The 13,244-nt window shown below is 46.5% G+C and carries 15 protein-coding genes; 9 read left to right on the top strand and 6 right to left on the bottom strand.

What is annotated here, in order from left to right:
• Positions 1-134 precede the first annotated feature (134 nt).
• From ACMVP2_RS24930 to ACMVP2_RS24920, 3 genes are all read left to right on the top strand, one after another.
• Positions 135-530 (top strand): hypothetical protein, encoded by a 396-nt coding sequence (locus ACMVP2_RS24930; protein WP_317491593.1) that lies wholly within the window; start codon positions 135-137, stop codon positions 528-530.
• Between the two features lie 159 nt (positions 531-689).
• Positions 690-1,490 carry a HipA family kinase gene (locus ACMVP2_RS24925; RefSeq protein ID WP_416865574.1) on the top strand — a complete coding sequence of 267 codons (801 nt, stop codon included), beginning with the start codon at positions 690-692 and terminating at the stop codon, positions 1,488-1,490.
• Entirely contained in the window at positions 1,468-1,863 is a 396-nt protein-coding gene (locus tag ACMVP2_RS24920) for a DUF3037 domain-containing protein (protein WP_416865573.1), read from the top strand. Before ACMVP2_RS24925 ends, ACMVP2_RS24920 begins: the two co-directional genes overlap by 23 nt.
• An 80-nt stretch (positions 1,864-1,943) precedes the next feature.
• Here ACMVP2_RS24920 and ACMVP2_RS24915 read toward each other — a convergent pair whose 3' ends face one another.
• Positions 1,944-2,807, bottom strand: a complete 864-nt coding sequence (locus ACMVP2_RS24915; protein WP_152000029.1) for a sigma-70 family RNA polymerase sigma factor — start codon at positions 2,805-2,807, stop codon at positions 1,944-1,946.
• Between the two features lie 221 nt (positions 2,808-3,028).
• Positions 3,029-4,042, bottom strand: coding sequence for a helix-turn-helix transcriptional regulator (locus ACMVP2_RS24910; RefSeq protein WP_416865572.1), 1,014 nt, complete (start codon positions 4,040-4,042; stop codon positions 3,029-3,031).
• Positions 4,043-4,238: 196 nt separating this feature from the next.
• On the opposite strand from ACMVP2_RS24910, the gene ACMVP2_RS24905 reads away from it, so the two are divergent.
• The 3 genes from ACMVP2_RS24905 (at position 4,239) to ACMVP2_RS24895 (ending at position 6,387) form a co-directional block, all read left to right on the top strand.
• Positions 4,239-4,904, top strand: coding sequence for a c-type cytochrome (locus ACMVP2_RS24905; protein ID WP_416865571.1), 666 nt, complete (start codon positions 4,239-4,241; stop codon positions 4,902-4,904).
• 25 nt (positions 4,905-4,929) lie between these two features.
• Positions 4,930-5,433, top strand: coding sequence for a hypothetical protein (locus tag ACMVP2_RS24900; RefSeq protein WP_317491588.1), 504 nt, complete (start codon positions 4,930-4,932; stop codon positions 5,431-5,433).
• 228 nt (positions 5,434-5,661) lie between these two features.
• Positions 5,662-6,387 carry a hypothetical protein gene (locus ACMVP2_RS24895; RefSeq protein ID WP_416865570.1) on the top strand — a complete coding sequence of 242 codons (726 nt, stop codon included), beginning with the start codon at positions 5,662-5,664 and terminating at the stop codon, positions 6,385-6,387.
• 26 nt (positions 6,388-6,413) lie between these two features.
• On the opposite strand, the gene ACMVP2_RS24890 is transcribed toward ACMVP2_RS24895, so the two are convergent.
• The 3 genes from ACMVP2_RS24890 to ACMVP2_RS24880 form a co-directional block, all read right to left on the bottom strand.
• On the bottom strand, positions 6,414-6,908 hold the full coding sequence (locus ACMVP2_RS24890; RefSeq protein ID WP_416865569.1) for a GNAT family N-acetyltransferase: 495 nt from the start codon (positions 6,906-6,908) through the stop codon (positions 6,414-6,416).
• Between the two features lie 83 nt (positions 6,909-6,991).
• Positions 6,992-7,342 carry a DoxX family protein gene (locus ACMVP2_RS24885; RefSeq protein WP_416865568.1) on the bottom strand — a complete coding sequence of 117 codons (351 nt, stop codon included), beginning with the start codon at positions 7,340-7,342 and terminating at the stop codon, positions 6,992-6,994.
• Positions 7,343-9,085: a serine hydrolase domain-containing protein gene (locus ACMVP2_RS24880; protein ID WP_416865567.1), complete on the bottom strand. Its 1,743-nt coding sequence runs from the start codon at positions 9,083-9,085 to the stop codon at positions 7,343-7,345.
• Positions 9,086-9,248: 163 nt separating this feature from the next.
• On the opposite strand from ACMVP2_RS24880, the gene ACMVP2_RS24875 reads away from it, so the two are divergent.
• From ACMVP2_RS24875 to ACMVP2_RS24865, 3 genes are read left to right on the top strand one after another with little or no spacing between them, the layout of a single operon-like run.
• Positions 9,249-10,055 (top strand): hypothetical protein, encoded by an 807-nt coding sequence (locus ACMVP2_RS24875; RefSeq protein WP_416865566.1) that lies wholly within the window; start codon positions 9,249-9,251, stop codon positions 10,053-10,055.
• The gene (locus ACMVP2_RS24870) at positions 10,045-10,557 is read left to right on the top strand and encodes a DUF350 domain-containing protein (protein ID WP_416865565.1); all 513 of its coding nucleotides are present in this window, start codon (positions 10,045-10,047) and stop codon (positions 10,555-10,557) included. Before ACMVP2_RS24875 ends, ACMVP2_RS24870 begins: the two co-directional genes overlap by 11 nt.
• 23 nt (positions 10,558-10,580) lie before the next feature.
• Complete coding sequence (locus ACMVP2_RS24865) at positions 10,581-10,994, top strand: nuclear transport factor 2 family protein (RefSeq protein WP_339791503.1); 414 nt, start codon at positions 10,581-10,583, stop codon at positions 10,992-10,994.
• A gap of 19 nt (positions 10,995-11,013) precedes the next feature.
• Here ACMVP2_RS24865 and ACMVP2_RS24860 read toward each other — a convergent pair whose 3' ends face one another.
• Entirely contained in the window at positions 11,014-13,215 is a 2,202-nt protein-coding gene (locus ACMVP2_RS24860) for an acylase (RefSeq protein WP_416865564.1), read from the bottom strand.
• Between the last annotated feature and the right edge of the window lie 29 nt (positions 13,216-13,244).

Genomic DNA, 13,244 nt, shown 5'->3' with positions numbered 1-13,244 from the left:
ATTATCTGCTCTAAAAAATACGACTATCCATATCAGCCCCGAACTGAGGGTGATACATGAGTCGACTACCGTTATAAACTCGTCGGCAAGAAATATTCATAGAAAAACAATTTGTAAATAATCAATATAGTTCAATGGCCAATTATTCTTCTGAAGTTTCCCACACTTACACTTATTTGTGGAACAAGTACAGACCGGCAATTCTCAAGCACATGATAGACTCGGCAGAAGGTCCACAGACCTACAAGATGTCTAAACATGAATTTACCATCATCAACCCTAAGGAAAAGGGTGGTTATTCTTTCTCCTTGAATGTATTCAAAGGAAAGGCCCAAAATGACATTAGAACTTCTATCGTAGCAAAAGACCTTCTGGTGATTTTGCAGTCTTCAAAAACTGCCAATGACCTGGTAAGCACTGCCACTTATGAATTCGTTATGGACAAACACTTCGTGCTGCATATCAACCGGGGCGAGGAAATTGTTGAAGAAGAAACAGAGGTAGAAGAGACTGCTGAAAAAGAAGCTTAAACAGCAGGCGATTAGCGCTGATGATATTTGTGGGGGAATATGTCGACAAGACATGTTTCCCCATTTTTTTTGGCCTATGGCGACTCCGTTTCCAGAAGATTGCTTTTTATTAACAGGCAGCGTTGTGTTACATTTGCCACAAAGGTTTACAACAATTTGATGGCACACGCAGCTGAAATTCGTACTGTTAGCGTTACCCGCTACGTCACCCCTCTCCGGGAAGGTGGTTCACTGCCTGCCATTGTTGAAGCTGATGATGAATTTCTATATGTACTGAAATTCAAAGGAGCCGGACAAGGTAAAAAAGCGCTGATAGCAGAACTTATTGGTGGCGAAATTGCCCGGCTATTAGGGTTCAGAGTGCCGGAAATTGTTTTTGCAGACCTCGATGTAGCTTTTGGCCGGATTGAAGGTGACGAAGAAATACAGGATCTGCTGAAGGCCAGCGTCGGTATTAACCTGGGACTGCATTATCTGTCAGGCTCGATCACCTATGACCCGGTGGCGACTAAGCTATCGCCTTTGCTGGCGTCTCAGATCGTGTGGCTCGACAGCCTGCTGATGAACGTCGACCGCACGGCCCGCAACACCAACATGCTCTGGTGGCACAAAGAGCTTTGGCTAATCGATCATGGTGCTTCCCTGTATTTCCATCACAGCTGGGACAACTGGGACAACTGGGACAAGCCAAAAAAACCTTTTCAGCTGATTTCAAAGCACGTCCTGCTTCCCATTGCCAGTGAGCTTGAGGCTGTCGACAAACAGTTCGCACCTGTGTTGACTGAGCAGGCCATCAAAGCCATTGTGGCCCAAATACCCGACGACTGGCTGGTAGAGGACTCTCCGTTTGAAAACCCCGAACAGCACAGGGCCGCCTACACTCATTTCCTGGTTACACGGGTAGCCGGGTCTTCTTTTTTTGTTAACGAAGCCCAACATGCAAGAGAGACTGCTATTTGAGTATGCCGTCGTTCGTGTGGTGCCACATGTCGAGCGTGAAGAGTTTCTCAACGTGGGGGTGGTGCTGTTGTGCTCAGGGCAAAAGTTTTTGCGGGCTCGATTCGACTGGAACGAGGCGAGGTTGGCCGGGCTTTGCCAAAGGACAGATTTTAACGAACTGAAGGTGTATGCAGACTCCTTTGAGAAGATTTGCCAGGGAGGGAAAGAAGCGGGCCCGATTGGGCAGCTCGGAATAACCGAACGTTTTCGCTGGCTGACAGCAGCAAGAAGCACAGTGCTCCAGACCTCCAAAGTACACCCCGGCTTGTGCGTGAATGCTGAGGAGACACTTGACAGGTTGTTTGAAGAGCTGGTGAAGCTGCATGAAGCCTAGCAGCCCCGATTCCAACAAAAAAGCACCTACCCTTTCGGATAAGTGCTTCTTATATTTTTGCACGGAAATTATTCCGTAGACTACTCCAAGAACGATTTCAATATTTTGCTTCTGGTGCCACTACGGAGCCTGCGGGTAGCAGTTTCCTTGATCTGGCGAACTCTTTCACGAGTGAGGTTGAACTTGTCTCCAATCTCCTCCAGGGTCATGCGCTGCTCACCGTTAATACCATAGTAGAACGATACTACCTCAGCTTCTCTGGCAGTAAGCGTAGACAAACAACGCTGAATTTCTTTTTGCAAAGAAGCCACCATCAGGCCGGCATCAGGTCTTTCTTCATTTTCGTCCACCATCACATCAAGCAAGCCGTTTTCTTCACCACTCACAAATGGTGCGTCAATACTTACCTGACGGCCTGACACTTTCTGTGTTGCAAGCACTTCGCTCAAACTGACATCAAGCACTTCGGCCAACTCCTCAGCCGTAGGTTCACGCTGAAACTTTTGCTCCAGATCAGAAAATGCCTTCGATATTTTATTCAAAGACCCTACCCTGTTCAAAGGCAAACGCACAATTCTTGACTGCTCGGCCAACGCCTGCATAATAGACTGGCGAATCCACCACACAGCGTAAGAGATGAATTTGAAACCACGGGTTTCATCAAAACGTTGAGCCGCTTTGATCAAGCCTACGTTGCCCTCACTGATAAGGTCTCCAAGGCTAAGGCTGCCTGTTTGATATTGTTTAGCTACCGAAACAACGAAGCGCAAATTGGCTTTTGTTAGTTTTTCAAGTGCTATTTGATCTCCTTCTCTGATCTTTTGGGCTAAGATCACTTCCTCGTCTGCGGTGATGAGGTCTACTTTTCCAATTTCTTGTAAATACTTGTCGAGAGACTGACTCTCCCTGTTGGTAATCTGTTTACTTATTTTGAGTTGTCTCATCCAAGCTTTTTAAATGTGAAGACAAAGGTAACCTTTAATTTTGAGAACGTTTCTCTTTCTGAGGCAATTAGATGAAATAAAGATGTTCTTTCTGCCTTTCAGAGGGCAACAACTAAAGTTTGCTGCGATAGTAAAATGACATTTGGTGTTAAAAAGTTCTTCATTTGGCACGATAGCGTAAAAAAACATTTTCAGAAGCCAAAATTGCCACAAAACAGCCGCTAGTATGTTGGTTTATACCTGAATTCAGTGGGCACAACGCCATAAATCCTTTTGAAAGCCGTAGAAAAATGGTTAGGATTTTTGTAACCGAGGGTTCGTGCAATCTGCAAAACTTTTACGTCTTTGTCCTGCAGAAGATGCACCGCATGTTGCATTCTCAGGTCGCTGATGTACTCAAAAATGCTTTTTCCTTCCACGGCCCTGAACACCGACATAAGTTTATTGCCATTAGTTGCAAACTGCCTGGCGAGGCCAGCAATGGAATGATCCTCGAGATAGTTGTCCCGCAGATATTGCTTGAGAGCATGCGCCAACTCCTGATCCCTTCTATGTGTTGGACTCTTATCAGTCATTTTGTACTCTTCGCCGAAAAGAGCATGTAACTGAAGCAAAATAATCTGGGTTACCGAAGTCTCAACCATCATTACACCCAAACTCCCAACCAACGGACAATCGGTCAGGGTTTGAATGGCCCTAAGCTGGGCAAGACTGAGCGGCTGATACTCTTTGCCAAAAACCCTTTCTTTTTTGGCTATCTTTTCCCTCACCCAGTCAGCCCAGGGCTCGTTTTGAGGCAAGAAGCTATCCAGGTATTCCGGTGCGTACGACACGTGAACATAATGAAGCTCGCTGTTTGCAGCTATATGATGACGGTATTCGTTGTTAGGATCAAATTTGAAGTTTTGAGAAGACTGCTTAGTGGCTATAAACTGGCTCGATCCTTTCAGATATGTCTTTACGTCAGCCTTCATCAAAAGGCAGCTTCCGGGAAGATCCGCTCCCTCACTTCGGAGATTCTTGAGCACGACATCCCTTGAGAATATCCCTTCTACCTCCCGAATGGAGAAATTTGGAAGGTACATGTCTCTCGATTTGAAAGATGCAAGTTCCGAATCCGGTAGCGTAATCGGTTCACCGGGAGACTTGATAAAAACTCCATAGGGAATTGTGTTGTTCTCCCCATGCCTCAATATCGGCACATTGGGTGAGTCGAGGGTAATGTAGTCACTCATACTAAAAAATACCGACCATCAGGCCAGCAACAAAGCTCTTCCACGAAAAACACCGCCCATAAGTTTCAAATCTGAAAAGAAACTGCTAACAGATGCGAATAGAAGGAAAGTGTTTTCACGTACTATTCTCTCTTTTACACGTAGGCCGGCCCGTCAATAGTTTCGTAAAACCCGCCAAACCATCAATAATTCACCAATGAAAATGTTCAACAATTTTCGATTAAACAATGTAAGTGCAATAAAGAGGCGCATTAAGGCGCTGCACTCAGGAATCCTTCAGATCGCAAGCTTTGTGGCTTTAGCCGCAGCTATGTATGGCTGCTCCCCGTCAGCCAATGTAAGCGAGAAGCCAGTATCGCCGGACGTGATGAAACGAGAAGCTATACTACGTGGCGAATACCTTGTTAACACCAGCGCTTGCCACGATTGCCATACGCCTAAGGTAATGACTCCACAAGGGCCAGAGCTCGACACTACCCGACTGCTATCTGGTCATCCAGCAGGCGAGCCAGTGGCAAACGTACCCAATCAAAATGACTGGATTTTGTTCTCTCAAGGGTTCACTGCCGCAGCTGGTCCCTGGGGTATCTCGTTTTCTGCGAACCTAACCCCCGACAACGCCACCGGAACTGGTCGTTGGACCTACGAGCAATTCGAAACTGCCATCAGAAAAGGTAAGTCGAAGGGACTGGAAAGAGCACGTGACCTGCTACCACCAATGCCATGGCAGATGTACCAGCAAATGACGGATCAGGATCTGAAAGACATTTTCGCTTACCTGCAATCCATAAAGCCTATTGAAAATGCTGTTCCCGCACCGATCGCACCTCAGGACATCGTAGCTGTCAGCGTGAAGAATTAGAGTTTTTTTTTTAACCATACAACAAATGAAAGCGTTAGCTATTTTTTCAACTTTGTTACTCGGAGTACATTTTGCAACGGCTCATTCGCCCGAAGAAGAGAAAGGCACAGCCGCTGAAAACCTGGGGAGACAAATACTGGTCACTTTTCAGAACAAATCCATCAAAGAGTATTATCACCTGTTTCCATCACTCGAAGAGCTCCATGGTCTAATGATGGCCAATTCAGACGCTTACAGTGTGTTTCTTGACGTGGCAAAAAAAGACTTTGCCAAAGTTTACCAAAAGAGAATAAAGCCTGAGATTGAGTCGGCCTATTTAAGAACGTTCTATGCAGGCTGTGAGCTTGGTATTGAGTGGTCTGAAGTAATATTTGTCGGCGCTTACGAAGCGGAATCTCCCAGGGCCGATGGCACAAGTTCGCTTGTTATCGAATTTTTATCCGGACAGAAAAATTACAAGCTTTTGGTAGAGAAAGTGATGATACTCAGTGGCGAGTGGAAAACGACACAATACATTAACCTGATTTGATTTTTTAGTTTAAATGTTGTGCTAATATGGTAAAAGGGGCTCTTTTTTGAGCCCTTTTTATTGTTGCTAACCCATACGTTGACGAGAATTTTTCGCTTGCCCAAGCACAGTTTTCCGGCGGCAACTGCGATGCTGTTTACGGTTTTCGGAAAATGATTTTATGCCGATGGCCGTTTTTTTATCTTTACCGTAGTTACTTATCCCTATTTACGTCGAATACCTACTGCTATGAACTCAGTCGCCGGATATAGTCGCCGCCTCAGGAAGCTCATTATAGTGAGCTTTTTAATGCTCCTTTCCACTGGGGTGATGAACGCCCAAATTGTATCCTACAAGGACAGGAATGTAGTAGACTATCAGGACTACATCAATTACTCCAAAGCAATTACCGGAGCCAACAAGGGTGAAGAGTATGAAGGCTCTCCGTATATGGACGACGAGTTTAAAGACGGTATTGTCTTTATAGAAAAGGATCGAAAAACAAATCCGGTGCCCATGCGATACAACATGTACGCCGACCAAATGGAATTTAAGCGAGGGGACTTCACCTATCTGATGGAGCCTGTTTTAAGTATCGACATGATCTCGGTGGGTGAACACTTGTTCATATTGGGAGAGTATATTGAGGCAAACAAGTACAACCTCGGCTTCTTTGAGGTAATTGACACCGGAAGGTTGAATGTGATGATGAAACAGGTGGTGCGGCTGCGGCCGGGACAGGCTCCGAAAGCCATGGAAAGTGCTCCAACACTCCCTACCTATCTCAAGCTGGGCTTCGAGTACTACTACCAGCTCGACAAGGGCGAGGTGTTCAAGATATCAAAGGTAAAAGCGCTGGTTGAAAGCTTACCTGACCATCAGGACGAAATGAGGCAATTTGTAAAAAAAGAGAGAATCTCCCGGAAGAAGGAAGATTTGAGAAAACTGGCCGCCTACTACAACAGTCTGAAGTAGACCTACTTAAAACAATTGCCGATAGGCTAGACTTCTGTGTCAGCCATTACCCATTCGATAGAATCATCTTTCGAAACCTCACCGATCACCTGAAACCCATTCCTCTTGTAAAAGGACGTTAACCTGTAATCGTCTATTGTGAGCCAGAACGGTTTGTTGTTAAAAACCTTTCTTGCCTGCTCAATCCATTTAGAACCGAGATTGCATCCCCTCATCTCTTCCGAAATCCACAAAAAGCCAATATAAAGCAGGCCTTTGTCAAAAAGCTCTTGAGCCATTTTTTCGTCGAGTGTGTCTGGCGGAATTGTGCTGAATACTATGCCCCCTCCCAGTACTTTTTCATCACTTAGCAAGCAAAAAACACGGGCTGTAGCAGCGTATTGGGCCCAGAACGGCACTATACATTCCTGCCAATCGTCAGGAAGTATGTCAAAAAGAACTTGAGGGGTGTTTGTTACTTCCTTAAACTCCTGTAAATCAGGTGTTTTCACTTCAACCAGCAGGCTGGGTTCTGTTTCCATATTGTTATTAAAACTGCTGCAAAATTAATGGAAAGTAAAGCAGCTTTTTATCATCGAAGTCATAATATTTTTTCTTCCCGAAGTCAGACGTACTGCCACGCCCACCAAATCAACAGGCCCTGCGCCGGAAGCCTCAGCCACAGCCCCCCAATCGGCACCTTCATCCCAGCTCCTTTTTGCATCAGGTGATATACATTGGCGGGAAAGACAGCGATCAAAAGGGCGATAACACCAATGGCAGCCATCGGCCTGTAAGAGGTCAGTAGTAATATGCCTAAAAAGATTTCAGCCGCTCCACTTATGCTATTGATCAGCTGCTTGTATTTCAAAACAGGCGGAATAATGCGGAGATAAAATGTTGGGTTGATAAAATGATTGATACCAGCCAAAATATACAGCACGGCCATCACGTACAAATGCCATTGCGCTCCCATCTACTGCTTTTCGAAGGCCACGTTTCTTACCCTGCCCGCACTCACTTTGAAGCCATCAATTGCATTGCTGCTATTCCTTGTAAAATCGATGTTTCCAGTCCACCAGGCTGAGGATGAAAACCCATCTTTTTGCTTAATGGTCAGTTTGATATCATCGTGGCGTTGATGGTGGGCAACGAGGGTGTCGTTGACTACCTCAAGGGTGTAGGCTGTTTCAAGCTCGGCACTATAAAACCGGCCTGTATATTCCGACAGTACTACCGAAGATGTCTCGAAGGCTTCTTTAGGTTGATCCCCAGCCGGAGGAGCCTCCGATGTTTTAGGAGGTGCCTCTGCTAGCTGATCAGCGAGGTATATGTCTGCAATCTGATAGGCAATATTGCCAGGATTGAACGACGCCAGGTTGCTGAAAACAATTACTGAAAAGTGCTGCTCAGGAAACCGGTTGATAAAGGTTCGGTAACCCGCATCAGCTCCACCGTGCGTTTTGTTGACCAGCCCCTTGTAGCTCCCTATTCCCTGCCCGAACCCATAGCCCATGGTGTCGCCTTTGTTGAGGATATAACGCTCATCCATCATTTTCATAACGTTGTCGTTACCTACACTAACATTTTCAAAATTGACTGCCCAAAGTGCCAGGTCATCTACCGTAGTAAACAGACTGGTGGCGCCCACGTTGGCATAGCTGAGCACCGATTTCTTTAGCTCTCCCTGGTCATTTTTGTAATATGAGTAGGCTCGTCCCTTCACAATCTTCTCATGGTCGTCGTAAAAAAGCGTATTCTTCATTCCAAGCGGCTCGAACATGTTGGTCTTTGTCCACTCAGCAAATGACTGCCCCGTAACCCTCGACACAATCTCCGCCAGCAGTGTAAAACCCGTGTTGCAATACAGCATTTCCTCGCCCGGCTCAAAGTTGAGTTCCTTCTGGTTAAAAATCAGTCTCAGCACCTGCTCTCTGGTGATTACATCATCCAATCTCCAGCCTGCAAGCGCCAATAAACTCCACTGATCCCTCAGCCCGCTGGTGTGGTGTACCAGGTGACTGAGTGTGATCTTTTTGCCAAAATCGTTCATTTCTGGCAGGTACTTTCTAATGTCGTCGTCCATCGACACCTTGCCCTGATCGGCCAGCATAGCGATGGCAAACCCTGTGAACTGCTTGGAAACTGATGCCACATGAAAAATAGTAGTAGGCGAATTTTTTATGTCATATTCGAGATTGGCATATCCATATCCTTTACTAAAAACTACTTTTCCATCTTTGACCACGGCAACTGTTGCTCCAGGAACAGCCTCGTCCGCCCCAAGGGCAAACCTCATGAGCTGATCGATCCTACCTTCCTTTGTGGCAGCCACCGCTTCTACCCTGTCCAGCATCATCACGTAGTCACCTTCGCCCTCCTGAAAGGGCGTAACAACTATCTTGTAAACGCCTCCTTCACTCGTAAATTGAAATGGTTCGGGGCCCCTGGCCGGGCTGTCAAATTCATGTAACAGTTGACCTTCGGGGCCAAGCACTTTCACTACCACATCTACAGACACCTGGTCCGCAAACCCACTGGCAAGCGCACCTTTTTCAAGGTGAACCCTGAATGTATCGGCGGCCCCTTTTGCTAATTTTGATTCAAAAGGAGACGAAACAGACAAATCAGACCCCTCCGTTATCAGCAGAGTGGTGCCTGACTGCTCACAGCCAAACGCCAAAGACGCCGCCAGCAGCAGGTAGCTATATTTCTTCATCTTATTGTAAAAACTGATTATTTGAATTTTTAATGAATGTATCGATTTTAGGTGAAAAATCAGCTTATTGCTACTCCCAATTAAACTATTAAGCCCAGGGCTGAGGCCTCCCATCGATGAAAATGAAGTCAAGCACACATGAAAGTTTAAAGCCGAAGGAGCGATGAAGGTTGCAGTGAGGTTAATAGGGCTCTTTTTTCTGCTCTTCTGGATCATCAGCATACTCATAGACGGGCTCAAGCATTCAGAGATGGGCTATGAGGTCGATTTATGTGAGGATTACACGGAGTTTGATTCTTTGACTTCGGATAGGATCCATTACCGAAACTGGGATTTGATTGACTACCGAGCCTCCTATTGCACTCATTACCGCAGTTACGAAGACCTTGCAAACCAGAGCCGGGAAAAAAGGAATCTTATCAATCCGTCAAACAATGAATATGGAGCTTATTGGGGGAGTGTGTACAAGCAGCTGGTGGAAGAAAACGATGAATGGGTAAGTTTTATGGCGGACAGCCTTCTCCAAACGGCGTTGCTTGACAGTCTCGACGCCGCCTCGCTGGCAGAGTTGACCGTGTCCTTTGTTCAGGATATTCCTTACCATTTTATCAACTCTGGCGATTGCTCGGAAGCTGACAAAAAGAAGCATCCCTGTGTAGCCCTGGCCAAATTTGGTATCCTCTCGCCTTATGAGTTTTTGCACACTTTGTCTGGTGACTGCGACACGAGGGCGGTGTTGCTCTTTTCTTTGCTTCGCAAACTCAACTTTGACCCGATGATTGTGGTGAGCTATGAATACAGGCACGCTATGCTGGCACTCAATATCCCGTCTTCCGGCGACCACATTACTTTAGGTAGAAAAAACTACTATTTTTGGGAGACAACCGCCAAGGGCTGGCCTGTTGGCATGTTACCTCCTGATATGCAAAACATTGATTACTGGGAAATCGCATTAGTGAATGAACTATAACATCGCCATACTTGGGCTCATCGAAATAGTGTCGGCCGTCACTATTGGCATCTTCATCCTTGCTGTTACCTACAAAATAATGCAATGGGTGGGGAGAAGGTATTATAAGATCTCCGAAAGCAACCTGGCCTACAGTATTTTCACTGCCAGCATCATGTTTTCGGTTGGTTTCATGATCAATGAGGTAATTCAACCGCTTATTTCCTCGTTCAGGCTTCTTAATCAGGACGCTGCCAGCTATGTGTTGGCCTTCAGGTATATTGGGCAGGGCGCTGTTTACATTGCCATTGCCTACTGCGCTTCCATTGTGATAGCGCTGCTGAGCACCTCCCTGTATGCCCGCCTCACTCCTATCGATGAATTTGAAGAAATAAGAAAAAACAATGTAGGCATTGCGATCATCATTGGTAGTATCATCATAACCCTTACCTTGCTTACCAAAAGTGGTGTAGGGCTTTTGATAGAGTCCATCATTCCCTACCCTCAATTACCTCCGAAATAACTGAACACTTAAACTATAAAAATATGCGTACACAATTATTGACTGCCTGTCTGGCTATGTTTGCTTTGACAGCGTTTGGCCAGAAGGAACTACTGGATGCCGAAAAATACCGGTTCGAGGTGATGGCAAAAAAGGATACCAAGACACTTGAGACGATTCTTGCCGACGACTTGATGTATACTCATTCGCACGGTGGCGTTGACGGCAAAGCCAAAATCATTGAATCGGTGGCCGCTGGCACCTACAAAAATGTAGAGATTCTTGAGCAAAATCCGATTTCGTGGGGCAACACAGGTGTAATCTCAGGAAAGGCCCGTTTTCTGATAGGCGACCCTAAGGGCGATCGTACCATTATCCTTAAGTACACCGACGTTTACCGCAAGGAAAAAGGTACCTGGAAGCTTGCTGCCTGGCAATCTTTGCTGGTTACTGAATAAAGTAAAATGCCGGGAGGAACTATTCTCCCGGCTTATATCTTTTCTCCGCTACTGCCTCAATATCCACCCGGTAGAATAATACATCTCTGAACTCCCCTTTCCTGTACATTTCCGACTGGTCATTGAAGTGTGGCGAAGCCGGATCGCTCTTTTGCCCGCCAGTGACTATCGCCTTGGCTTTGACGGTGTCACCAAACTCCACTACTGCCACAAAGCTGTTGCCACCTGTTCCGTACCACCGTTTAGTGCCTGGATATGGCCTGCTACCGAATGCGGACAAAGCCCCCCACATGCTGCTTGTGTAAGCAATGGGATTACTTGTCAATTCATCATTGAAAGGCTCTCTGATGGCACCCTCCACCCGCTGGAAGCGATTGATTTCTCCCCAGGCTGTTTCCCAGGTACCAAAATCGGCTGTTAGCTTGTCAACTGCTTTTTTCAATGCATTGAGCTTCATTTGTGGTTCCGCTTCGGTGGTCATATAGTCAATCATAGCCAGTTGCCTTAGCCGAACGCCTTTTGTTTCGTACAAGTCCCGCATTAATTCCTGGGCCCAGAAAATGGCTAGCGCCGTACCTACCGATTCTTCCCCAAAACGTAAATCCCACTCTTTAAGCACTTTTATTGGGGCTGCCAGCTCAGCGTTTTTATCAGTGGATTTTTCATAGGCTTGCACAAGCGAAGGAACAAGATTCTCGAACCCTACCAAATACGGATCATAGGCTGCTTCAATCAGCTTGTCAAGTGTAAAGTTCGTTTTCCCCTCCAAAACACGAACAGCGTGAATGCCTCTGGCATTTTCCGAGTCAGGTGCCATGTATACGGGATAGTGTTCTGGCTTGGGACTGAAACCAGCTGCAGCTGTAAACGGGGTAGAATTGCAGTTCTGTAGCCAACCGCTTTCAGGGTTCAGCAAACTAACGAGTTCTTCGATTTTGTGGAGTCCCTGCCAGTCGGTGGCCGGGTTGCTGCCATCAATAACGCCCGAATAGTCAAACCGGGGGTCACGGATGGGCATAAAATTGCCATGGTAGTAACCGATATTGCCCTGGTCGTCGGCATACACCGTATTGTTCGACGAGTTGGTGCGAAGCCGCATGTTGTTATTGAATTCGTTGTAAGTGGCAGCCTTTGTCCGCATGTATGATTGACTGAGGGCATTGAGCGGATCTTGCATCAGGCCTACGGCAATCCATTTACCGCCTTCTTCCCGTACAATTGGCCCATGGTGAGACTTGTAGGTGGTGAACGTTTTGCTGGCGATTTGCTCGCCATCTTTATACTTCAAAGTGACCTCCGAAGCCTCCAGGGCTCTCTCCTCTTCTCCATACTTGTAGAAATATTTGCCGTCCCTTTCTACAATTGTCTCTGCAAACTCGTCAATTACATCAGCTGCGCTGGAAGTATGCATCCAGCCGCAGTGCTCGTTGAAACCCTGATAGATAAAATATTGCCCCCAGGTAACGGCGCCGTAGGCATTCAGGCCTTCCTCACTTACTACATGCTGTTCGGAGCGGAAAAAGAAAGAGGTGTGCGGGTTAATCAGCAGCAAAGAATTGCCAGAGGCGCTGTTGGAAGGTGCGATGGCGAAACCATTAGACCCTGTGGGCTCAGGTTCAGGTTCGTAGGTGTACACTGAAGAAACAGGAGAAGCTGGCTTCCCCCCATAGAACGCCTGTAAGTTTTCAGTTGAAATGGATTCGATGTCACCACCAATGCTTCCTTCACTAAAAGTGAGGGGCATCCACGGTTCAAACCTGGTGAGCAGCATTGGCTTCACTTCAGGATGTTTGTAAAGGTAATAGTTGATACCATCAGCAAAGCCCTTCATTTGTTCTTTCATCCCCTCCGGGGCCTGATCATAAAGGGCCTTTATCTCCTCTTCATTGATAAAAAGCCGTTGCCGAAGGTCAGTATACAGCGCATCCTCGCCTTCCACCTCAGCCATCCTCCCAATCGAGGTCAAATAATTGGTCTCAATTCGTTTAAAGTCGTCTTCGCATTGTGCATACATCATACCAAAAATGGCATCTGCATCGGTCTTTCCGTAAATATGAGGGATGCCCCAGTTGTCTCGAATGATGGTGACACGGGAGGCAGTGGCCTCCCAACGGTTGATTTCGTCAGTGGTGAATTCTGAGTCGCCCTGCTGAGGCGATTCGCACCGCTGGAAGATAAACAGGGAAACTAAAATAAGGGTCAGTTGGATTGGACTTCTCACGATTGATCACAATTTGGTGGTTGAACAAT

This window comes from Imperialibacter sp., from assembly GCF_048007035.1.
Taxonomy (GTDB): domain Bacteria; phylum Bacteroidota; class Bacteroidia; order Cytophagales; family Cyclobacteriaceae; genus Imperialibacter.
The sequence above is the reverse complement of the archived record's forward strand: the minus strand, read 5'-3'. Positions and strand labels throughout refer to the sequence as shown.